The organism is Longirhabdus pacifica, assembly GCF_004115085.1.
In the GTDB taxonomy this organism is placed as follows: Bacteria; Bacillota; Bacilli; order Paenibacillales; family DSM-105158; genus Longirhabdus; species Longirhabdus pacifica.
Genome location: NZ_QXJP01000010.1, coordinates 1 through 21,771 on the forward strand (window position 1 = coordinate 1; position 21,771 = coordinate 21,771).

General features: G+C 36.9%; 19 protein-coding genes and 1 pseudogene. 5 read left to right on the plus strand and 15 right to left on the minus strand.

The window, feature by feature from the left end; all coding sequences use genetic code 11:
• Window positions 1-129: 129 nt before the first annotated feature.
• The 4 genes from D1Z92_RS09255 to D1Z92_RS09275 form a co-directional block, all read right to left on the minus strand.
• Window positions 130-363, minus strand: a complete 234-nt coding sequence (locus tag D1Z92_RS09255; protein ID WP_128895388.1) for a hypothetical protein — start codon at window positions 361-363, stop codon at window positions 130-132.
• A 170-nt stretch (window positions 364-533) separates the two neighbouring features.
• Complete coding sequence (locus D1Z92_RS09260; RefSeq protein ID WP_128895389.1) at window positions 534-722, minus strand: Rpn/YhgA-type helix-turn-helix domain-containing protein; 189 nt, start codon at window positions 720-722, stop codon at window positions 534-536.
• A gap of 211 nt (window positions 723-933) precedes the next feature.
• Window positions 934-1,959 carry a GNAT family N-acetyltransferase gene (locus D1Z92_RS17815; RefSeq protein ID WP_370741255.1) on the minus strand — a complete coding sequence of 342 codons (1,026 nt, stop codon included), beginning with the start codon at window positions 1,957-1,959 and terminating at the stop codon, window positions 934-936.
• A gap of 117 nt (window positions 1,960-2,076) precedes the next feature.
• The gene (locus tag D1Z92_RS09275; RefSeq protein ID WP_128895390.1) at window positions 2,077-2,349 is read right to left on the minus strand and encodes a LysR substrate-binding domain-containing protein; all 273 of its coding nucleotides are present in this window, start codon (window positions 2,347-2,349) and stop codon (window positions 2,077-2,079) included.
• Between the two features lie 75 nt (window positions 2,350-2,424).
• On the opposite strand from D1Z92_RS09275, the pseudogene D1Z92_RS09280 reads away from it, so the two are divergent.
• Window positions 2,425-2,733 (plus strand): annotated as a pseudogene (locus D1Z92_RS09280) (oxidoreductase); the annotation flags it as partial.
• 166 nt (window positions 2,734-2,899) lie between these two features.
• Here the strand turns inward: D1Z92_RS09280 and D1Z92_RS09285 are convergent.
• Window positions 2,900-5,023 carry a peptidoglycan DD-metalloendopeptidase family protein gene (locus tag D1Z92_RS09285; RefSeq protein ID WP_128895392.1) on the minus strand — a complete coding sequence of 708 codons (2,124 nt, stop codon included), beginning with the start codon at window positions 5,021-5,023 and terminating at the stop codon, window positions 2,900-2,902.
• A 414-nt stretch (window positions 5,024-5,437) separates the two neighbouring features.
• Window positions 5,438-6,823, minus strand: a complete 1,386-nt coding sequence (locus D1Z92_RS09290; RefSeq protein WP_206099734.1) for a DEAD/DEAH box helicase — start codon at window positions 6,821-6,823, stop codon at window positions 5,438-5,440.
• 361 nt (window positions 6,824-7,184) lie between these two features.
• Between D1Z92_RS09290 and D1Z92_RS09295 the strand changes: the two genes are divergently transcribed.
• The 4 genes from D1Z92_RS09295 (at window position 7,185) to D1Z92_RS09310 (ending at window position 12,446) form a co-directional block, all read left to right on the plus strand.
• Window positions 7,185-7,709, plus strand: a complete 525-nt coding sequence (locus D1Z92_RS09295; RefSeq protein ID WP_128895394.1) for a hypothetical protein — start codon at window positions 7,185-7,187, stop codon at window positions 7,707-7,709.
• 377 nt (window positions 7,710-8,086) lie between these two features.
• On the plus strand, window positions 8,087-8,620 hold the full coding sequence (locus D1Z92_RS09300; protein WP_128895395.1) for an Asp-tRNA(Asn)/Glu-tRNA(Gln) amidotransferase subunit GatC: 534 nt from the start codon (window positions 8,087-8,089) through the stop codon (window positions 8,618-8,620).
• A gap of 239 nt (window positions 8,621-8,859) precedes the next feature.
• Complete coding sequence (locus D1Z92_RS09305; RefSeq protein WP_128895396.1) at window positions 8,860-9,405, plus strand: hypothetical protein; 546 nt, start codon at window positions 8,860-8,862, stop codon at window positions 9,403-9,405.
• A 311-nt stretch (window positions 9,406-9,716) separates the two neighbouring features.
• A complete protein-coding gene (locus tag D1Z92_RS09310; RefSeq protein WP_128895397.1) occupies window positions 9,717-12,446 on the plus strand; it encodes a penicillin acylase family protein in 2,730 nt (909 codons plus the stop codon).
• Window positions 12,447-12,575: 129 nt separating this feature from the next.
• Here the strand turns inward: D1Z92_RS09310 and D1Z92_RS09315 are convergent, their stop codons facing one another.
• The 9 genes from D1Z92_RS09315 to D1Z92_RS09350 all read right to left on the minus strand — a co-directional run bounded on the left by D1Z92_RS09315 (window position 12,576) and on the right by D1Z92_RS09350 (window position 21,763).
• A complete protein-coding gene (locus tag D1Z92_RS09315; RefSeq protein ID WP_128895398.1) occupies window positions 12,576-13,973 on the minus strand; it encodes an ABC transporter substrate-binding protein in 1,398 nt (465 codons plus the stop codon).
• Window positions 13,974-14,005: 32 nt separating this feature from the next.
• Window positions 14,006-14,818, minus strand: coding sequence for a carbohydrate ABC transporter permease (locus D1Z92_RS09320; RefSeq protein ID WP_128895399.1), 813 nt, complete (start codon window positions 14,816-14,818; stop codon window positions 14,006-14,008).
• Window positions 14,815-15,714 carry a carbohydrate ABC transporter permease gene (locus tag D1Z92_RS09325; protein WP_128895400.1) on the minus strand — a complete coding sequence of 300 codons (900 nt, stop codon included), beginning with the start codon at window positions 15,712-15,714 and terminating at the stop codon, window positions 14,815-14,817. Before D1Z92_RS09325 ends, D1Z92_RS09320 begins: the two co-directional genes overlap by 4 nt.
• Entirely contained in the window at window positions 15,711-16,841 is a 1,131-nt protein-coding gene (locus D1Z92_RS09330) for an ABC transporter ATP-binding protein (protein ID WP_128895401.1), read from the minus strand. The genes D1Z92_RS09325 and D1Z92_RS09330 overlap by 4 nt, the downstream gene beginning before the upstream one ends.
• Before the next feature lie 468 nt (window positions 16,842-17,309).
• Window positions 17,310-17,477, minus strand: a complete 168-nt coding sequence (locus D1Z92_RS17295) for a hypothetical protein (RefSeq protein WP_164931533.1) — start codon at window positions 17,475-17,477, stop codon at window positions 17,310-17,312.
• A gap of 102 nt (window positions 17,478-17,579) precedes the next feature.
• A complete protein-coding gene (locus D1Z92_RS09335) occupies window positions 17,580-18,611 on the minus strand; it encodes a DUF4062 domain-containing protein (protein WP_164931534.1) in 1,032 nt (343 codons plus the stop codon).
• 56 nt (window positions 18,612-18,667) lie between these two features.
• A complete protein-coding gene (locus D1Z92_RS09340; RefSeq protein ID WP_128895403.1) occupies window positions 18,668-18,931 on the minus strand; it encodes a hypothetical protein in 264 nt (87 codons plus the stop codon).
• A gap of 28 nt (window positions 18,932-18,959) precedes the next feature.
• Window positions 18,960-19,949 carry a Gfo/Idh/MocA family protein gene (locus tag D1Z92_RS09345; protein ID WP_164931535.1) on the minus strand — a complete coding sequence of 330 codons (990 nt, stop codon included), beginning with the start codon at window positions 19,947-19,949 and terminating at the stop codon, window positions 18,960-18,962.
• Between the two features lie 71 nt (window positions 19,950-20,020).
• Window positions 20,021-21,763 carry a CRTAC1 family protein gene (locus D1Z92_RS09350; protein ID WP_128895405.1) on the minus strand — a complete coding sequence of 581 codons (1,743 nt, stop codon included), beginning with the start codon at window positions 21,761-21,763 and terminating at the stop codon, window positions 20,021-20,023.
• Window positions 21,764-21,771: the final 8 nt, after the last annotated feature.

The following is a 21,771-nucleotide window of genomic DNA, read 5'->3' on the forward strand; positions in this document are numbered from 1 at the left end:
CCACTCTCATAAAGTTTTACCATCTGTTGTTTAAATTCAGGTGTAAATGTTCTTCTTGTTCTTTTGGTCATTGTAGAACTCGCTCCTCTAATATATTAATTCTAGTCTACTTGACCTTAATTTTTCTGTCTAGCTAAGTGTAGCCGATCCAATATGTTGTTTATAAACAAGTTCATGTTTTTCTTTAATTTCATACTCCCATTCATTTTCTGATGATTGAATTAATATTGCGTCCTGTGGAATTGAAAAATTATCTTGTTCTGACAGTTTCACAAAATTAATATATTTTTCTTGACTACATGCTGTTATGATCCATATCATTGTAAAAATAAATAAACACATTTTAATTTTAACGTTTGTCATAACATCACCTCATCATCATTGTCGTTTAGTTAGAAAGAAGCAAATGAGACAGCATCTCCACTGGATGATCCGTAGTTAATTTTTTTGTTTTAGTAATGTCATTGGAAATATTTTGAAATTTAAAAAGCTCGAAAGCCGTTGTGTGAAGTGGCTTCGGAGCTCTTTGTTGTTTATTTTTTTAAATTCATAATTGCTTTTTCTGAAAGTCCTGTAACTTTCTTGATAACGTTAATATCGACATCTTCTTTCAGCATATTTTCAGCTGTCTTCAAAATTCCTTTTTCCATACCTTTTTCGATTCCTCTTGCGATCCCTTTTTCCCAACCCTTCTTTTCAATCGCCTCATAAACTTTATTCATTTCCATCACCTCCAAAAATTCGTTTATTTGTTCATCGGATAAAAATTTATGTGACATAGCTAATATCATCGCCAAAATTCTAGATTGCATTTTCTCGCTTTTTTTTGTCTATTATATCATTTTCATTTGCTATTTTTTAGACATACATTAATATTATGTTTAACACGCTGTTTTTGCATTTGAGTCATAGCCTTGTAGCTCATAAAAGTGGCTAAACCTTTAAAACCATCCGGATTGTTTTCAAGATGTGCCCATCAAAATGATCATCAAACTCTTCTATTACTTCAAAGCCTTTTGCTTCATAAAAGCTTTTACCAATGGTATTCTCTTTTTCAACATTGATGTAAATTTCTTTTACATTATTCAGGTTTTTAATTCCTTCTTGTAGTAATGCCGAACCTATTCCTTGTCCTTGATACTGCGGATAAAGATAAATGGCAGCTAGCTCGACTTTACCTTGTTTTTTTACTGGTGAAAAATTTGCAAAGCCTACAATTTCTCCTTCCCGTTCAGATATTAGCATAAGGGTGTTATCTAAGCGTTTTTGCATCATTTCATCGCTATACGCAGATTTTAAAAAATTCTCTTGAATTTCGAAAGGAATAATCCCTTCATAAGTGGCATTCCAACTTGCTTTAGCAACTTGTTGAACTTGCTTTATATCTTCTTGTTTCATTTTACGAATGTTGTATTTTTCTGTGTCTGATATTCTCATGCTAAATATGTTGTGTACAAACGCTTCTTTGGCATCGGTGTACTCATTTATATTGCAAGCTGAATTTTCAACAAGAGATATTTTTAATTGCTCATACTCTTTTTTAAGTGATTGGTTACTGTTCAAACAGTCTCTAAAAAATTTTAAATTGCACCATTTTTCTCCTTTATATGGGACAAGGTGAACAAAGTGCGTCTTTACTTGATAGGTGTCGTCTTTAAATTTTGCTAGTACAATCTCATCCTCCCTCTCTACTTTTAATAATCTGTGAAAGCCAACTTCTTTAAGATTTGTGAAGAATGATGTAGAAATATTATGTATGTTGTTAACACCAACCATAATATCAATGATTGGCTTTGCTACGATGCCTTTGATTGCTGTACTTCCAATATGTATTATCTTCTCTTGATCTACATGTGTTGCTGCATGGATACGCTGCTGAACATGTTTGAATTCATTTTCCCACTTTTCATCCTGTGGTTGTACTAATTTGACTTCGCCTTTTTTTAGTCCTAGTTCCATCTCATAAGCCCCCTTTAAATTTAATTTTTTTCACTATGTAGTCATAGCGTTTCTATTTCATTGTTGGTCACCTTAGTAGTCCTTTTCCTTTTATTATATAATAACGGAGTTTACACATCACAACTCATTTTCTTTAATCTTTTCAATAAATGAAATTAGGATTTTATTTCCCTCCAGGTCTTTGCGTCGAACAAATTGTGTAGGCATATTCCGATATTTTTCTGGTAAAAGGGTAACGTGGTATGCTTCTCTTTCATCGTTATTAGTGATGACGGATGTAGGCAAAATGGCTGAAGCTAAGGCTAATTTAACACAGTTTAACAACGTGTGTAAGGCGTTTACTTCTATCACATTAGCTGCTTTCTCTCCTCTAACTTCTAGCCATTCCATCAATACACTTCACAATGGACATCCTTCTGGAAAAACAGCCCAAGTGTTTTTTCTAGTCTTTCCGCTGCTGGTGTAGATTATATTCACACTACACAATATAGAGCGTATAAACCAGCATTTGGGGAACATGGTCATACACTTGCTTATCTTGCGAAAAAGTATGGTAACGTACCTGTTATTGCAAATGGACATTTAGGAAACCCATCCAAAGCAGAAGAAATGATTGCAAATGAGAATACTGATTTTGTTGCATTAGGAACAAGTGCTTTAGTAAATCCGGACTGGCCGAATAAAGTAAAAGAAAATGAATCGCTAACTGCCTTTGATCATCGTGTGCTTGAGACCATTGCGGTTATAAGAGATGAGGAGCTGGATTCATTCTGATTTTTGTGTTTCACCTTATATTAATGGATGAAGAGCCCCCATTTTTCTTCTACATTAAAATATTTCAACGATAAAAGACAATCTCCTGCATAAAAAGGATACACCGAAGTGTATCCTTTACTATTGATTCCTTATGACTTTTTAAATGACTGTGAATGTTTACACATTATGGATTCACTTTGAAATTCACTTCGGGGTACTTCTCTCCTAGCTGCTGTAATGTATCTTCATCCTTACCTTTGATATAACGATCAAAAAATGCAAGCGTGAATTCGTTGATTAATCGATGATTGTACCTCGCATCTTCACCTTCTGCACGTATCATAGATCCATATAAGGTCATATCAGTGAAACTGCTATGTGTTGCATATGGCATGACTAATGACATGCCTCCATTTTCAACACTATTTTCCCAATCTGTAATTACTTTATAGTATCGTTTTTCTACCTCTTCCCGAGGTTCGCCCGTCTGTTCTGCTATCTTCAACCATTCTTCAAGACTATGAGGGATAGTCATAAAGAAAAATGGTTTATCTACACCTTCTTCAGGCACTGTTCCTCCGTACAACCCACCGTCCATGTTAATAGCCGCTTTCACGCGATCATCTTGTTCCAACATCCAAAATGATTTAGCTCCTCCAAAGGAATGTCCGAACATCCCTATGGAATCCATAATTAGCTTCCCTGTGAAACGATCATCTAAATTTCCATTGTTAAGTTGTTCAAGCTGATCAAGTACGAAGGAAGCATCTTCTTTCCATATGGTCATGAAAGTATTCAGATCTTCATCAGATGGTCTAGCCTCAACTGGCATTTTCACCGTTCTCCCATCTGGAAATACAGTTGCCAAAGCATGATACGTATGTTCAATGGAAACGACAATGTAACCATGACTTGCTAGTTCTTCCATTTGAAATGTATTTGAGTTGCGATACACACCCATACCATGAGAGAAGATGAGCACAGGGTATTGACCTTGCTCTAGGGAAACGGTGGCTTCTGGATAAGAGTTTGTTTCGATAAGATTTAGATGACTCATCGATCCTCCAACTGCTTGTGCCAATACTTCTGTCAATTGTTGTGTTAGGTAATGATCAGGATTACCGATTTCTGCTTCAGCTGGATACCATACCTGTACCATCAATTCACGTTTTGCGTCTGGATCATCGCTAAACGTTTCTGCGCGACTCTCATCTATCCAATGATACGTTTCCGTTCCTACTGGATATGTTCCTGTAGGCTCCTCAAATGAAAACATTGGGAATGGATCTTCAACAACTTGTCCGCCAATTAGATCATCAAAATGAGTAAAGTTTATGCGAATGGATTTCCCATTCAAAAAGTCAGGACTATCTGAAACTTGAAAGTGAAGGTGTGGTTGAGTAGATTCTCCTGAATTGCCTACTTGTCCTATTAAATCACCTACTGTAATCTCATCTCCTACATTCACCGCAACTGATCCTTGCTTTAAATGGACATAATAGCTGTATTCATTATTTCCATGATCGATAATCACGTGATTTCCTAATAGCTGTTCACTGTTTAGCTCCCCTGGAACGTTGTCTACAATGCCATCTTCTGCAACTACAATTGTACCGTTTGCTGGTGCGATGACATCTTCTCCAAAGACAAAATAGCTTTCATTGTTTTTGGCATCACCTTCATACGTCCATTCGTCTTCGACGATGATAAAATCATATGCATATCTGTTTAACTCGAAATTGCCGTAATGATGATTGTCTATGGCATTAGCGCCTCCACCGCTTACAAACATTTGTCCTGTAAAAGGAAGTTTAAAGTATGTTTCCGTTCGAATGGCATCTGTATCGGAATGTTGTTCACCAGATAACGGTAAAATATCTTGAACATATTGATTTTTATCAAAGAATATATACAGGACTTTCTTTTCTGATGAATCACTCCATCTATAGGATGATTCTCCGTTTAGCGTCATCGTTTTGCGCAGGTGATATTTCCCCTCCACTCCTTCATTAAGATAGTTTACGACTTCTTTCCAATCTTCATAAGGTATTACATCTTTGAGTTCTGTAGATAACTGAGCGTAGGTCTTTTTGTATTTTCCTTTCAGCATGGCATTTGCAAAATGTATCGGTTTAATAAGTTTCCCTTTAAACATCTCTTCTTTCGTTTGTTGTATTTGATCATCATCGTTACTTTGTATCTCTTCTGCTGCTGAATTGATTGGACTTACTATACTAATAAAAAAAGCGATGATGAGCGATATTGTTAATAAATTCTTTTTATTTAGAACAAACAATTGATTTAACACATACACATCTCCTCAGTTTTATTTTTATATAAGTGGAATGAACTTTTTCAATCAACTTATTTTGAACTAAAAGTTGGTTACAAATCAGATCTATAAAAGAATTACATGGCAACCTCCTCCTTTATGTGATATAAAACTATAATAATCGTTTGTATAATACAATTCTATAGACTATTGTCCAGTTTTTTCCTTAACTATGGTCTAGTCATTGAATTAGAGTAATATCAGTGTGTTTTAATAACGAGTATATAGAAGTGAGGGACTGAGAACCATCGATTTATATTACAATTGTGGGTTTAACCTTACAATTCTGTCATGTCATGTCTCGATGAAAAATGTTAACAATATGCCTTTATAAAAAAAGCTGTTCGCCAGCAGGATGTTTACAATCTGCTAGACGAACAGCAATCTTCTTTAACCTCTACCTCTTCCCCTTCTACCCGTATTTCTACTGTTTGCACTATTTCGCTTGTTGTTACGGTTTTGTTTGCGATCTTGAGAAGATTTAGATGTCGTGTTATGTTGATTTGACTTACTTTTTCGTGCGTTTGTTTTTGTTTTTGATGGCGATGTACGTTTTGTTCCACTGTTGTTTGGTTTATTTTTATGAAATGACTTGGATTTATCTCCAGCTGTTTTTCTCGGCTTACGGTCTGCCTTCTCTCTGTCTTCATTGGCGTCGTTTTGCTTGTTTTTGCGCTTCATGTTTTGTTTGATGGCCGTTTCAATTTCTTTTAAACGGTGTCGATCTCTTGAAGTTGCAAGTGTAATTGCGACCCCTTTTTCCCCTGCTCTTCCTGTTCTTCCGATGCGATGAATATATCCTTCCGTGTCCTGTGGCATGTCATAGTTGAAAACGGTAGTTACACCTTCCACATCGAGCCCTCTAGCTGCCACATCCGTTGCTACCAGTAGTTGTATTTTCATTTCACGGAAGCTTTTCATGACTTTTTCTCTTTTTGCCTGAGAAAGATCACCGTGTATCGTATCCACTAAGTATCCTTCTTCAAGCAAGGCTTCATATAGTGTCTGTGCTCTTCGCTTTGTTCTACAAAAGATGATGGCCAAAAATGGACGATATTCATCAATAAGATGACGAAGTGTTTGTTGTTTGGCTCTGTCTGTTGTTTCTACGACAATTTGACTAATTTGCTTTAATGTTACTTGCTTGTCTTGGGCCTGAATATGAATGTGTGCAGGTTTCTTCATGTAGCGCTCTGCCAGTGTACGAATTTGCGCTGGAATGGTTGCTGAAAACAGCATGGTTTGCCTTTTATCTGATGTATGTTGAATGATTTGTTCTACTTCTGGTAAAAAACCCATATGTAGCATCTGATCCGCTTCATCTAACACGAGTGTTTGCACTTTATACAAATGTATCGTTTCTCTTCGAAGGTGATCCAGTAATCTTCCAGGTGTAGCAATGATGATTTGTGCTCCACCCTCTAATTTACGAAGTTGTTTCTCTACATCTTGTCCACCATAAATCGCTAACACTTTTATTTTCTCTTGAAAAGCAGCATATTTTTTGCACTCTGCTGTAATTTGTAAGGCAAGTTCTCTCGTTGGTGCGACGATAAGCGCTTGCGGTTGTTTAGATGATACATCTATTTTCTGTAAAATAGGCAATACAAAAGCTAATGTTTTTCCCGTCCCCGTTTGTGCTTGTGCAATAATATCGTTGCCTTCTAAGGCTAATGGTATACTTTCTTTTTGCACAGGAGTGGGCTCAATTAGCGCATTTGCCTTCAATTGTTCATGTAGTTCAGTTTGAATGCCTAAGTTTTTAAATGTGCTCATGTTGACACCTCTTTCTTTTTCCATTCCTTCATCATATCATGTGTGAGATGAAAGTACGATATACAATTTGAAAAATAATGTGAATAACCGTACTTCTTGTTAGTTCAGGTTCACAAAGCTATTCTTTGTTAATTTTTTTGATTTGTTAACTTATTGTGGTCAGATAAAAATGCATGTAGCTTATTTCATAATGCTTTCGTGTCAATCCAAATACCTATTTAGTGAAAGAGGTTAGTTTGTTTATACTATTTATGATGTAAACTATTGTTTTATATATTTAGATTTAATATAATCTTTTCATGCATGTTAAATTAAAATATGTATTTTATGCATTTCAAACACATTTAAAGAGGTGAGGATAGTGAAGAAAGGTATTATTTTTGGTTTTATTTTGATGTTGAGTATCGTGTTAACTGCATGTGGTGGTAGCGAGGGTGTGTCCGTACAAGATGATTTAATATCTTTTGTGAATGATGGTATGGCCAAGTATGAAGAGGAACAAAGTGAAAATTTGGAAAAATTTGAGCAATCTACTGGGAGTGCTTTAGTATTAACAGATGAAGAATTTACTGAACTTAAAAAAGTACATGATGATATTATTTCACTTTTAGACAATATTGAAGTACCTGAGACCGATGAAGTAAAGAGTTTACATAAGAAATATGTTGAATTCTCTAAAAATACATTATCCGTTTCACTCGGTGTATTTGAGAGTTTTAAAAATGGAGATAAAGAAAAAGTTAAAGCTGAAACAAAATTAATGAATACATTAAGACAAGACTTATTTAACTTTATGACAGAGTTAAACATGTTAGCGGAAGAGCATGATGTATTTATTGAACAAGTAGTAGATGGAAATGCACACTTGAAAGCTTATAAAAAATAGCGAAGATAACATGACTTTTTTGTAAGACAATGCTATCCCCAGTTGGGGATTTTTTTATTTTTCAAGTTATGGTGTCTGAGGTAAAATATAATTAATTTACTGGTATATTATAGTTATTAGTAAAAATTATTTCATAAAACTTATTATTTAGATCTAAATACCTATTTGATTATATTATCTGGTCTCATTATACTATTTTTTATATAAACTATTGATTTAATATGTTTCGATCTAATATAATCATTTCATGCATATTAAATTGTTTTTTAAAGTGTGGGCTGTAGAGGATGAGGTGCATAGAGAGAGAACGTCATCTCAAGCATGATCGTGCTTAAATTAAAATATGTATAACAAACACATTTATAGGGGTGAGCATAGTGAAGAAAGGTCTAATTTTTGGTTTTATTTTAATGTTGAGTATCGTATTAACTGCATGTGGTGGTAGCGACGAGGTGTCTGTACAAGATGATTTAATATCTTTTGTGAATGAGGCGGCTAAGATTGATAAGGAACATGTGGAGAGTTCTGCTAAATTAGAAAACTTAATGGAACCAGTTCTAGCTACAGGTGTTTTTGATATAACAGAGGAAGAATACGATGACCTTGTCAAAACACTGGAAGAAATGATTTCATCACTCGATAATTTGTCAGAGCCTGAGACAGAAGAAGTAAAGAGTTTATACAACCAACATGTTGACTCTTCTAAAAAAATATTTACAGCTACACTAGGTATTTTTGAAGCAATGAAAAATGGAGATATGGTAAAAGTTACTGAAGAAACAGTAGTGATGACAGAAGCTACAAGTGAACTTTTAGATACGACATTGAAACTGAATACTTTAGCTGCAGAACATGATGTAATATTAGAGTTAGACGAATTAGGTGTAATAACGAAAGCTTCTAAAAAATAATTTAAACTACATTATTTTAAGGATACTATCCCCTTTTTAGGGGATTTTTTATGATTGTAACATAGTAGTGTGTGAAATGAATACAGTGAATCTGAATACCTATTTGAGAATATTTAGTAGTCATTAAATACTAAAATGTGTATAAAATATTGTTTAATTTATATACATTTAATATAATCATTTATGTACACTGTACCCATTTTTAAGTAATTAGATTAAATACATTTATAGGAGTGAGCATGGTGAAGAAAGGTTTTATTTTTGGTTTTATTTTAATGTTGAGTATGGTTTTAAGTGCATGTAATGGTGGGGTTTCCATCCAAGATGATTTGATATCTTTTGTAAATGACGGTATAGGAAAAGCTTCTGAGGAACAAAAAGAAAATCTAAAACAAATAGAAACTATGCAAAGCATTATAGAAGAGGTAAATGCTGGTACTATGGAGATAACAGAAGAACAATATGTAGAATTCGAACAAATAGCAAGTGAGGTTATTTCGTCTTTAGATAGTATACCAGTACCAGAAACAGAAGAGGTAAAAAACTTGCGTGAGGAGTATATTGAAATCACGAAGAAAGTATATTTTTCTACAGTAGGTATGGTGGAAGCAATAAAAAATGAAGATCAAGAAAAAATGTCAGAAGAAACAATGGTAGCGACGTCAGAAGCGATGAAAATAATTAGCTGGTTCTCAGAATTGAATAAGTTAGCGGAAGAAAATGAAGTATTGATCGAACAAAAAATGGTAGATGGATTAGGTACAATGACAGCTACTAAAAAATAATGTAAGCTGTATTATTTTAACGACACTATCCCCTTTTTAGGGGATTTTTTTATGATTGTACTATTTGTATCTTGTTCAGACTATTAAAATACATTTAATAAAATTATTGCTAAATTATGTATAATATGATATGAATATAGTATCTGAATAATTTATAGTTTGCTAGATAAGTTGAATTAGCTTGTTCAACCAACGTATTACCGATATGTTTAAGATGGGAAAATCTCTGTGAAATTAGTTGGTTATGAACTATAACACTTTAATTATTCAGAATATTCAAATTAAATTTAAAATCGAAAGGGGAATTTGTTATGTTTCATCATTTTAATCGTGTTAAGTTGAAAGCGCTTTTATGCTTGCTGGTATTGGCTCTACTATTTTCATTCCCATGGCCTTTACCTTCCATGGCAGCAACCGACACTTACACACTAGAAGCAAAGGAAACGATGTCATTAGATGTGGATTTTTCTCTATACGATTCTACTGATTTTTTAAGTATTATGCCACCTGGACAAAATGGATTTGTGAACACAGGAGATTTTCTCAAATATCAAATTTCAAAGAAATATCCAGATCATTTTAATGATCAGACAGCGATGTATAATAACTTAGCCGCTCGAGAAAGTGTAACAGAATCTGAGCTGCTGCAATATTTCAAAGTAGCTGCTATCGAAAATGAAGTGAGGTTTGAGGAAGAATATTCGCCAAAATCTGGTGTCGTTATTAAAAGAGATATTTATGGGGTCCCTCATATCTTCGGTAACACGAGAGAAGCAACATTGTATGGTATCGGTTATGCTACAGCGGAAGATCGCTTATTCTTAATGGACGTATTACGAAATTTAGGTAGAGGTAAATTGACAGAGTTTCTTGGCTCTAGTGAAAGTAATGAAGCACTCGATCGAGAACAATTGAGAAATGCACCATACAAAGAAGAAGAATTAACTGCACAGATAAATGCTATCTGTAGTCAAGGTGCAGACGGGAAACAAGCTTGTGCGGACATGGATGCTTATACCGCAGGGGTAAATGCTTATATTGATATAGCAAGAAGGAAATTAGGAAAACGACCAGTAGAATATGTCTCCATGTTCAAAAAACCACAACCGTGGAAAAATGAAGATGCTGTTGCCATCGCCTCTTTTATTGGTGGAGTGTTTGGTAAAGGTGGAGGAAATGAGGTCGCAAGTGGACTATTTTTATCTTCTCTCCAACAAAAATATGGAGAGAGCAAAGGTTTACAAATGTGGGAAGATTTTCGCTTTGCTAACGATGATGAAGCACCCGTTGTCACTTCTACCTCCTTCCCCTATCAAGCAGATATGGCACAAATTAATCCATCATCTACTGCTTTGTTAGATGTACCACTCTCTGCACTAGAGATGCAACAACAGATGAATGCTCGGAAAGGCATTCAAGCGGACGGGCCTTTTGGTCCAATGAATATTGCTATTCCTGATGAAATGAGCAACGCACTCCTCGTTGCTGGTGAACATACATCAAAAGGTGTTCCTATCGCCGTATTCGGTCCACAAACTAGTTATTATAGCCCACAGCTATTAATGGAGTTTGCTGCAAAAGGACCTGGTATAGAAGCACGAGGTGTTGGATTTGCAGGTATTAACTTTTATGTGCAAATGGGAAGAGGAAAAGACTATGCATGGTCTGCGACTTCTTCTCAGGCAGATAATGTGGATCAATGGATTGTGAAGTTATGTGAACCGAATGGTTCCTCCCCTACTCTACAATCTACGCATTATGAGTACAACAATCAATGTATGCCGATGGATCAATTCAATCATTCACAAGTAGCGACGTTGCTAGCTGGACAACCAGAAGTTGAAGTTGCTGACCAACATATGCAGCTCAATATTAACGTACAGCGCACCATTTATGGTCCTGTCGTTGGTAGAGGTACAGTGGATGGAGAGCCTGTGGCTATCACGAATCAACGTTCTACTTATGGCAATGAACTCAGTAGTATATTTGGCTTCATGAAAATCAATGATCCCGATTTCATGGCTGGTGGAACTCAGGCATTTTTACAAGCATTTGATCAAGTGGACTATACATTTAACTGGTTTTATGTTGACAACAAAGATATTGCTTATAAGCATAGTGGTTTAGTTCCCATTCGTGATCCAAGGAGTCATCCTGATTTGCCAACTTGGGGAACGGGAGAATATGATTGGGTTTCTTATTTAACACCGGAACAACAACCACAAGAAGTGAATCCTAGTCAAGGTTACTTCGTTTCTTGGAATAATAAGCAGGCCAAAGATTTTAGAGCTGCGGATCATAACTTTAGCTTTGGTCCTGTGCATCGTTCGGATTTGCTAGAGAAGAAAATACAAGCAGCGATTGATGCTGGCCAGCCATTAGATCGGGCAGATGTACTTAATGTTACTATAGACGCTTCCACAGCGGATTTAAAAGCGCAAGAAGTGCTGCCTTATGTGCTAGAAGTGCTCGGCCCAACAGCACCGAATAACGATAATCAACTGCAATTGATGCGGAATTATTTAGCAGACTGGGTTGCATCAGGCGGTCATCGTAGAGATGTTGCACCGCGAGATGGTTTATATGATCATGATGTAGCTGTTGCTATCGCTGATGCATCATTTGAGCCTATGCTGAAAGCAGCTTTTTCCAGTGTGTTGAACGGCACGATCCTACCGTTTACTTTTGTAGATTCTCCTACTAATCGAGTTGGATCCGCTTTCCAACAAGGTCTTTATGGTCACTTGCAAAAAGACTTGCGACAAGTGTTAGGGAAAGAGGTTGCTAATACCTGGAATCAAACATATTGCGGAAATGGCAATTTGAATACATGCAAACAGTTACTATGGGGTGCATTAGATCAGGCCGCAGATACATTAACATCACAATACGGCTCCAGTTCTCCACATGCATGGAAATACAACGCTGACCGAGATGATATCATTTACTCCGAGTTAGGTGCACTCGCTCCGCCTGTTTTAGAATGGGTGAACCGACCTACGTTCCAACAAATTGTACAGGTAGGGGTTCCCCTCCCTTAAGTATTTATCGTTAATAAAAAGAGTCTATCTCCTATCGTTTCCATTTCAGGAATGCTTCACGATATGTCAGATAGACTCTTTTCTCTTTTATTTTAATTTATAACATTATCATAATGATAGGATTAATTTTTAGTTTCCGCTAAGCTTGTTTGCTTTTTCAAGCGCACGATTAATTTCACTGGCCGCTTGATCTAAAGCTTGTTGTGGATCTGCACCTTGGTATAAACTTTCCATTGCACTTACCACTTTTTGACGTGCTTCAGGGAATACAGAGATTAATGCCCCTTGTGTTGCTGTAGAAGATTTAGTTTCACGTAATTGATTTACTGTAACTTTTAATTGTGGGTACGCTTCCCATACTTCTTTTACTACATCTAAGTCATAAGCAGCAGGGTTGATGGCGAAATAACCCGTTTGTAAATGCCAGTCTGCTTGAACTTCTGCAGAAGAAACATATTTCATGAAGTCCCATGCTCCTTGTTGAATCTCTTCGTCTAATCCGCTAGACATCCAAAGCGATGCACCACCGATGATGACGCCTTCTCTCTCTTTTCCATCTGGTATAGGTAAGTAAGATACGCCAACTTCAAATTCTGCACTATCTACCATGGCTTTTACACCTGCAGAGGAGTCTAAGTACATTGCCGTTTTACCAGAAAGGAATGCAGCGCGAATGTCATCCCAGCTCGTACCACTGTTGTAATATGTTCCGTCATTGTACATATCACTAATTAAAGTAAATACATTTAATCCTTCATCTTGATTGAAAGTCACTTCCTGTGCCGATGCAGTTCTTCCGTTATCATTATCTACGAAATGCCCACCTTGAACCGCCACTAATTGCTCAAAAAACCAACCATAGTTAAGAACGGAAAATCCATATTGTGTTGTGTTGCTTCCATCTTGAATCGTTAACTTTTGAGATGCTTCTTTTAATGCACTGTAAGTCATAGGAGGGTTTTCAGCATCTAATCCTGCTGCTGTAAAAGCATCTTTATTATAAATAAGAACAGGAGTAGAGGAATTGAACGGCATAGAATATTGTGTGCCATCTACATTATAGTAGTTAGAGATGTTTTTTTCCCATTGGTTAATATCATAACTATCAGCATCAATGAACTTTTGAACGGGTTGAATGTTTCCGCTCTCTACCATGTACTTTGTTCCAACTTCAAATGTCTGCATGATCGCAGGTGCATCGGATGTTCCTGCTACCGTATTGAATTTAGTTAATGCTTCCTCATAAGAACCTTGGAAAATAGCTACGACTTCGTAATCAGACTGGGAAGCGTTGTAGTCACTCACGATAGTAGTTAACGTTTCTTCTAAGTTCCCCCCCATCGCATGCCAAAACACAACTTCTGTCTTTCCAGACTCTGTATCTTCTTTTGTTTCTGTCGCATCGTTGCTTGACGTTTGCTCTGCATTGGTGTCTTCTGTTGTATCGTTGTTATCACTATCTGACTCGCTTGAACATGCAGTAATCAATAATACGAACATCAACATAAACGTGAACATTTTTTTCATGGTAAAATACCACTCCTTTATTGATGGTAAAATTATTTTATAGCACCTTGTGTTAATCCTTTTTGCAATCTCTTCTGACTCATGTACAACAACAGTAGCGTTGGAATGATGATAATAACAACAGCAGCCATGACGATACCCCATTCACTTGCTACTTCTTGTGACTGCAATTGCTTAATTCCAATTTGCACCGTTCTTACCTTCTCATCATTTGTAATTAACAATGGCCATAAATACATATTCCATGTCGTTAAAAAGCTGTAAATCGCTAATGTGATTAAACTTGATTTTGAAACAGGCAATACAATGTGGAAGAAAAAACGAAATCTTCCCACTCCAGAAACTTGTGCGGCTTCGTGCAGTTCTTTCGGAATCGTTTTAAAGTGTTGTCTCAACAAGAACGTACCAAAAGCAAGTGCGAAAAATGGTATCGTTAAACCAGCATAACTATTTAGCCAACCTAGATTTTGCACGGTAAAAAAGTTCGGTATCATCGTCGCTTCCCAAGGGATCATCATCGTAGATATAAATAAAAAGAAAATGATGTCACGGCCTTTGAAAGGGATAAACACAAATGCATATGCAGCCAGACTGGAAACGATAAGCTGCCCAATGGTAACGGTAATGGAAACAACAAAACTATTCGTTAAGTATTTAAATAATGGTACTTGCTCAAATGCTTTTTGATAATTACTGAAGTTAAACTCACTCGGCCATAAGTTACCTTCTAGTACTTCACCACTCTGCATGAAACTAATAAGGAATGCATATACAATCGGAAACATCATGACGATAGTGAAAAAGATTAACAATGCATAAAGTGATATTTTTTTGAATGGTATCATTGATAGTGCACCCGTCTTTCACCAATTTTGAATTGTAAGATGGTCACAAACAAAATACAGAAAAATAACAGCACAGCTTGTGCACTTGCTAACCCAACATCGTAATTAATGAATGCATCCTTATATATTGCATATACAATGACGTTTGTGGACTCCATAGGCCCACCACCTGTCAAAATGTCAATTTGTCCAAACGATTGAAAAGCACCAATGATACTAACGGTAACCACAAAAAATAGTGTCGGTGATAACATAGGCAACGTGATGTTTCGAAGTTTGTACCACGTACCCACCCCAGCAATTCTAGCGTTTTCGTATAATCTCTCATCGATGTTTTGCAATCCACCTAGTAGGATCAAAAATGAAAAACCGGTGTTCATCCAGATAGTAGATATCGCTACAGAAATGAGCGCATAATCTGGATCTAACAACCATTGTAGTTCTGGTAAATGTATGGCAGATAGTATTTTGTTGAATATACCAATGGCCGGATTATACATGAGCATCCAGATTACAGAAGATGCAGCAACACTCATACCAATCGTAGAAGAAAACATCGTTCGAAAGAAACCGATACCTTTGACATTTTCGTTAGCTAATAGTGCAAGAATAAGAGCGAGTACAATGCCCACAGGTACGGTATAAAGTACAAATAACAATGTTGCCTTTATACTCGTCATAAAACTAGGTGACTCAAACAAATACATAAAATTTTCTAATCCTACATACTGCACTGGATTTCCTTGTGTATCCGTCCAAAACAAACTCAAATATAATGTTTTAAACATCGGATAAAACAGAAAGATTCCAAACAATAAAATAGATGGTAGTAAATAAAGCATCCCTGCACCGAATGAAGAGCGAGTTATTCTTTTCTTGTTTATCTTTCGCTTCATAAGAGCTTCTCCTTCGGTAATGCATCTTTAACTTGATAGGACGATACAGCTTTTTTCTTACTTTGAAACATGGTTTGACCATGTTCATCAAATAGATGTATGTGATGTGATTCGATGGATAATGGTACTTTTTCTCCTATTTGAATATCCCACTGACCGTTGAGTTTAGCTAACCATTGATTTTTTTCATCGATGGCAAAGGTGAGCAAGGTCTCTGTACCTAAAATTTCAACATTTACGATTTCCCCTGTAAATAAATAATCATTTTCACTTGCCAATGTAATATCTTCGGCTCTAACTCCTATTTTTGCATAGGAAGCTGTAGGATCTACATCATGAGGCAATGGAATAGTAATATGATCCGATAGGACACAGGTATGGTCTATTACTTTCATGTTAGCTACGTTCATCGGTGGTGCACCAATAAATGTCGCAACAAATTCGTTGTTTGGTTGGTTGTAAATTTCAAGCGGTTTACCAACTTGTTGAATTTGTCCGTGATTTAAAATCATCATCCGATCCGCCATCGTCATGGCTTCCGTTTGATCATGTGTGACATACACCATCGTGATACCTAACAATCTTTGTAGCTGCCTCAATTCAGATCTCATTTTAGTACGTAACTTAGCATCTAAATTAGATAATGGTTCGTCCATTAAACAAATAGGAGATTGCGTTACAATGGCTCTAGCCAGTGCGACTCTCTGTCGCTGACCACCAGATAGCGCTTTCGGTTTTCGCTGCAAATATGGTGTTAATCCTAACATTTCAGCCGCTTCATCACATCTTTTTTTCTGTTCACTTTTACTTAGCTTTTGTTTGTATAAACCAAAAGTGATGTTCTTTTCTACGGTCATATGAGGATACAGCGCGTAATTCTGGAACACCATGGATAAGTTTCGTTCATGAGGTAACAACGATGTTGCTTTGTTGCCGTTAATGAATAAATCACCCTCTGTAATGTCTTCTAATCCCGCAATCATACGAAGCATGGTGCTTTTTCCACAACCGGATGGACCGACAAGAACGAAGAACTCTCCTTCTTGAATCTCTACATTAATATCTTCTACTACTTTTGTTTTACCATCGTAAGATTTTATAATGTTTACTAAATGAATGGCACTCACGAAGGGACCTCCTTTTATAACAACTCTTCTTTTATCTGTATGCTTATCCTTTTTGCCTGTATGACATTCCCCTTATTTTTCCCTCCACATCATTGTGATTTGTTTGTTACTTTTTTAATATGATGTAAATGTGCTCATCATTCATACAGTATGTATTATTTTTTTTAACGTAATATCAATGTAAATGAAGAAGTTTGTAAAAATTAAAATGATTTTCATTAAAAAATACTATAAATAATTAATGTTGTTAATTATTTATAGTATTAATGAAATAGATGTCGGTTTTTTCAAAGATAAGCATCATACCCATATCCTTTACATGAATGAACATTAATCTCGTCGAATAGTGTGAGCAATGGTAGGTTAAATGTAGCGACACCCCTCGAATTTTGCGCTTGCCCAGGAAATATAGGTATACACCGTTGTACTTTTTATCACCTTTATACCCATGAATTGCAATGCATCATGTTAAAACTCTATTTTTTTAGATGCTAATAGTTTGAAAGCATGAGGTTTTTCCATCCTATGTGGGATGAAAGAGGGCCCGTTATGATATTCATGGTGTTGTTTTGCATCTTTTATCGTACTTTTTTGCTTTTGAAGTGTAGTTGAAACTTTAGAAACGTTATGATTCATGGTCAGGTACTCCTTTCTACTTATTACAACTAAACATAAGGTGGAGAAATTTCAACATCATCACCTTTACGCCTGGCTACTGAGGTGTAAACTTGCATTCTATCATTTCTTCATATTATTTAAAAACATATGTAGCGTATGAAGAAGCACTTTATTTTGCATATAAACGAATTCTAAAATAATGTTAGGATCGTAATCTGGTTCGTATTCTGCCTCTACTAAGAAATGTATCGTCATCACATATTGGTTCCCTATCGGTAGACAGACGATCTTTTCCACTTGATCGTATGCTGTTATATTTTCAAGTAAGATAGACTGCTGGCGATGTAAAGCATCCATCATATAATTACTATCTTGATTCATCTGCTGTAAAGATTCACAGGGCGTATCCCCAGCACAACCAACAAGCAGCATGAACTGCTTCTCTTCATCGTAACGATATAAAGTTGCGCCTATAGCAGTACTTAACAAGACGATCGGTTGAGGTACGTAGTCTTCTGTAGTAACCGTTCCTGATTTTAGTTGATGAATTAATATAGATAAAATACGATCAAAGGAAAGCTCTGGTGTCATCAGGGAAGTGACAAATCGATAGTAAGCTTGATGCTCTTCTCCTTTTTTAATATATTGCTCCATATGATGGGGAGTTTGATTGAGCTCTAAATAACTTTTAAATATGTTGGATAATTGTGCTCTTATATAGTAAAAGGCTTCTTCTGATGAAGAAAACGCACATATATTTCTTCTGAAATTTGCACTTACTTCATCAATGAAATCCACAATACTACCATGGAGTCGGTCCGATGACTGCTGGTATAGGAACCATGTTTCTTGCACAATCAGTGTGATAATCGGTTTGCGGAGTGCTTTCGCTTGTCTGTATTCTGCACGGGTGATACTGATCCCATTTTCCGAAATGTTTGCACCGCTGCGGTTTCCGATGATCAGGATAACAATGTCTGCTTTGCTAACCGCTTGTAGGCAACTTTTCACGATATCCTCATGTGACCAGTCAAATGTAATGGATTCCGACATGATGACAGTGTGTCCAAGATGGTTTTCTATTTGATTACCCAGCGTTTGACGTACGAAATACAAGTCTTTTATCGTGGAGCTGATAAAAAGATTCAACATCGAAACCGACTCCTTGTAGTATGATATGAGATAGATTATTTTCTCGGTTTTCATTTTTACTTGCACTCTTTTTTGTCGGTGAAGGCATGGATAACGTTTTTTGTTCCGCTGTGGATTCCTACTGCATTTGCAGCTAGTAAAATGCCAATAACAAGTCCTTTTAAGGTGAATTCAATCATAGATAGTGAAGAGGCAATGCCGAGGATAAGCGCGAAGATAGGTAGTAACTTAGCTGGAATGCCTTGCTTACCTAAAATCCAAACGATAAACATAATCGCAGGAATAAGTGAAGTTTCATAAAGGGTGATGTCAATAATCATCGTAAGTCCCCCCTTCCTTACCATGTCACTACGTTAAACTTAGCAATGTTTTCATCGTAGATAATGCGGATTCTCCACTGCATTCTGCTTGTTCATATGATTCTTGTTTCATACACTGTATAAATTGATCTACCACGCCAGAATGTAAGCCCTGATCTTGACGAATGGCGAGGTTGACTTGTTCTTCGATGACTTGTCCGTCATGCAAATGAATGCGCAAGCTATTCATCGATTCACCAAAAATTAAGTTGCCTTTTGTCCCATAGAACACCGTGCGATGATCTTGCAGTGGATTGCTCCAGCTTACACTAATGCTGCCTATCGCTCCCTTTTTCATTTTGGCGATGATAACGGCGTTATCTTCAACTTCTACTTGCTCTCTTTGGTGGTGTGTATACGTACTTACCTGCTCCATTTCATCTTCAAGTAACCAGTGAATGATATCAATTTTGTGTATACCAAGATCACCGAGCACACCGAAATATGCAAATTTCTCTCGTAAAAACCAACTGTCCTCCCCTTCTATACTCCAGTGCTCAGGACCTCCGTGATGAAAGTTCGTAGTGAATTGTGTGATGTTTCCTATGATGTCAGATTGCAATATTTCTTTTGCTTTCTGATAGACGGGATGTAGTCTTTGATTGTGAGCAACAAGAAAGATTTTGTTTTGTTTTTTTGCTTCTTTTACCATGCGTTCACAATCTTCCATTGTGGTAGCCATCGGTTTTTCAAGCAAAACATGCTTGCCGGCTTGAAGGGAATGCATGCTGTGTGTAGCGTGAAACTGATTCGGTGTGCAAATGATGACACCATCTAATTGGGGGTGGGCTAACATCGGTTGAATCGATTCATATAGGTGTGGTACGTGGTAAGTGGAGGCAATTTCCGCTGCTCTAGCGGCTTTCGTGTCACATAATGCGAAAAGATGAACGTCAGGGTGTTCGTATAGTTCTGGGATATGCCTTGTCTGAGCAATTTTCCCACATCCGATCACACCGATATTGAACTTTTGTTGCAAGGTTATCAACTCACTTTAATTTTAATTTATGGTGCTTGATGATCCGCGGCTTGCTTATGTTGTTATTCGTGTTACTGCGCTGTATCGGGCTCGATGATCGTCATCATTTGATCACCAGCAACGTCCTGCATGGTTTGCACTCTTCCGCTTGGCCATTCAATGGTGAGTTGATCTACTTGTGTGTGACTGCCTAACCCAAAGTGAATTCGCGGATCACTTTGCGCTCCATGAGAGCTTGCCCCATCTCTTTGTATGACTGTAGTCACACCATTTACTTCTAATGTTACTTTTGCTCCGACTGCATCCGCATTACTAGGATACGTTCCAATTAAGTCAAGTTTTATCCAGTGGTTTCCTGTTTCATTTTTGTTAATATATAAATTCGGTGTTGCTGCTTGATTAGCAAAAATGAGGTCGAGCATTCCGTTGTTCAAGACATCCAACTCTGCTACCCCTCTACTATCACTATCGAAGGTAATTCCAACTTCTTCTGCAATGTTGGTAAAGGAAGACCCGTCATTCCAAAACAAAAATGATTTCTCATAACCAGATAAACTTTTATCTTGAAAAGGAATCCAGTTTTTTGCGTCTTCTACAATCTTACCAGGTGTCGTTGCCAGTGTACCTAAATCGAACCAGTAGTCATGTTTTTTACTAGCAGATAAAAAACCAGTAGCCACGCTTAAGCTATATTCTCCACTGTTATCGACATCAAAAAAATGCGCTCCCCACGAAAAGTCAGCAAGATGTACTCCCATTTCAGGTGCTCTGTCGATATACCGTCCCTCTTCGTCTATGTGCCATAGCTGATTTCCTTCTAAAATATACAGTGGTTTACTCACATTACTGACATACATCGCTAAATCTCCGTTATGAAATACATCGGCAAAATCGATATTCATCCCTTTAAACGTATCTTCGCCAATTCCTCTGGATTGCTCCACTTCAACAAAACGTTTTCCTTCTTCATTGATGTACAACGTATCTGGCCCAAAATCATTCGCGTTATAAATATCTGGCCAACCATCATGATTTAAGTCTGCACTGCCTGTTGCCAGCGTCCAGCCACGATCTGCTACGCCGAGTTCTTCTGCGACATCAGTGAATACCCCATTATTGTTTTGTAATAGTAAGTTTTTACCCCCGTTTTCCGCTTTTTCAAAGTCGTTGTGCATAATTTTGGTTGTGGTGAGATTGAACATATCATGTTCTTCGTGAAAATAGGCCCCAATATACAGATCGAGATTTCCGTCACGATTGTAATCCAGTGACATTGCTTTGGAAAAGTTGCCTACTACAGTGTCGATGCCAGAAGCAGTTGTGACATCCGTAAATGTGCCATCTTGATTATTCTCAAACAATTTGCATGCTCCACTCCATGTGCCGACGAACAAGTCAGGAAACGTATCGTTATTGTAATCAAACCATAGCGCGGTTTGTGACACACCGGTCTGATTCACATCGACCACACCTAATGCTTCCCCCACTTCATGAAATGTTCCGTCACCATTGTTGCGATATAATGCGTTGAACGTTCCTCTTTTTGTATTGGTGAAATAGAGATCCACAAAACCATCTTGGTCGTAATCTTCAATATATACTCCGGCCCCCGTAGTAGCTAACCAAGGCATAATATTGTCTACTTTGGAATCGTAAGTTGGTTTTTCATGTAAAAAGGTGAGGTTTGCTTTTTCCGTTTGATCTTCAAAGGAAAATCCATAGTCTCTGCCTTCTCCCTGTGAAGGTGAACAAGCGCTAACTACTAAAACAAAACATAAGATGATACTGCATTTTACCCATGATTGAACGCTCATGATTGATT

Bases quoted from the DNA above. Each gene is read 5' to 3' on its own strand.
- D1Z92_RS17815 (WP_370741255.1), bottom strand. From the start codon at position 1,959: ATGGAACTAGGACTAAAAAAAGGCGAAGTCAAATTAGTACAACCACAG.
- D1Z92_RS09275 (WP_128895390.1), bottom strand. From the start codon at position 2,349: ATGGAATGGCTAGAAGTTAGAGGAGAGAAAGCAGCTAATGTGATAGAA.
- D1Z92_RS09340 (WP_128895403.1), bottom strand. From the start codon at position 18,931: ATGATTATTGACATCACCCTTTATGAAACTTCACTTATTCCTGCGATT.
- D1Z92_RS09335 (WP_164931534.1), bottom strand. From the start codon at position 18,611: ATGTTGAATCTTTTTATCAGCTCCACGATAAAAGACTTGTATTTCGTA.
- D1Z92_RS09320 (WP_128895399.1), bottom strand. From the start codon at position 14,818: ATGATACCATTCAAAAAAATATCACTTTATGCATTGTTAATCTTTTTC.
- D1Z92_RS09290 (WP_206099734.1), bottom strand. From the start codon at position 6,823: ATGAGCACATTTAAAAACTTAGGCATTCAAACTGAACTACATGAACAA.
- D1Z92_RS17295 (WP_164931533.1), bottom strand. From the start codon at position 17,477: ATGAATCATAACGTTTCTAAAGTTTCAACTACACTTCAAAAGCAAAAA.
- D1Z92_RS09315 (WP_128895398.1), bottom strand. From the start codon at position 13,973: ATGAAAAAAATGTTCACGTTTATGTTGATGTTCGTATTATTGATTACT.
- D1Z92_RS09305 (WP_128895396.1), top strand. From the start codon at position 8,860: ATGGTGAAGAAAGGTTTTATTTTTGGTTTTATTTTAATGTTGAGTATG.
- D1Z92_RS09260 (WP_128895389.1), bottom strand. From the start codon at position 722: ATGAATAAAGTTTATGAGGCGATTGAAAAGAAGGGTTGGGAAAAAGGG.
- D1Z92_RS09310 (WP_128895397.1), top strand. From the start codon at position 9,717: ATGTTTCATCATTTTAATCGTGTTAAGTTGAAAGCGCTTTTATGCTTG.
- D1Z92_RS09255 (WP_128895388.1), bottom strand. From the start codon at position 363: ATGACAAACGTTAAAATTAAAATGTGTTTATTTATTTTTACAATGATA.
- D1Z92_RS09325 (WP_128895400.1), bottom strand. From the start codon at position 15,714: ATGAAGCGAAAGATAAACAAGAAAAGAATAACTCGCTCTTCATTCGGT.
- D1Z92_RS09350 (WP_128895405.1), bottom strand. From the start codon at position 21,763: ATGAGCGTTCAATCATGGGTAAAATGCAGTATCATCTTATGTTTTGTT.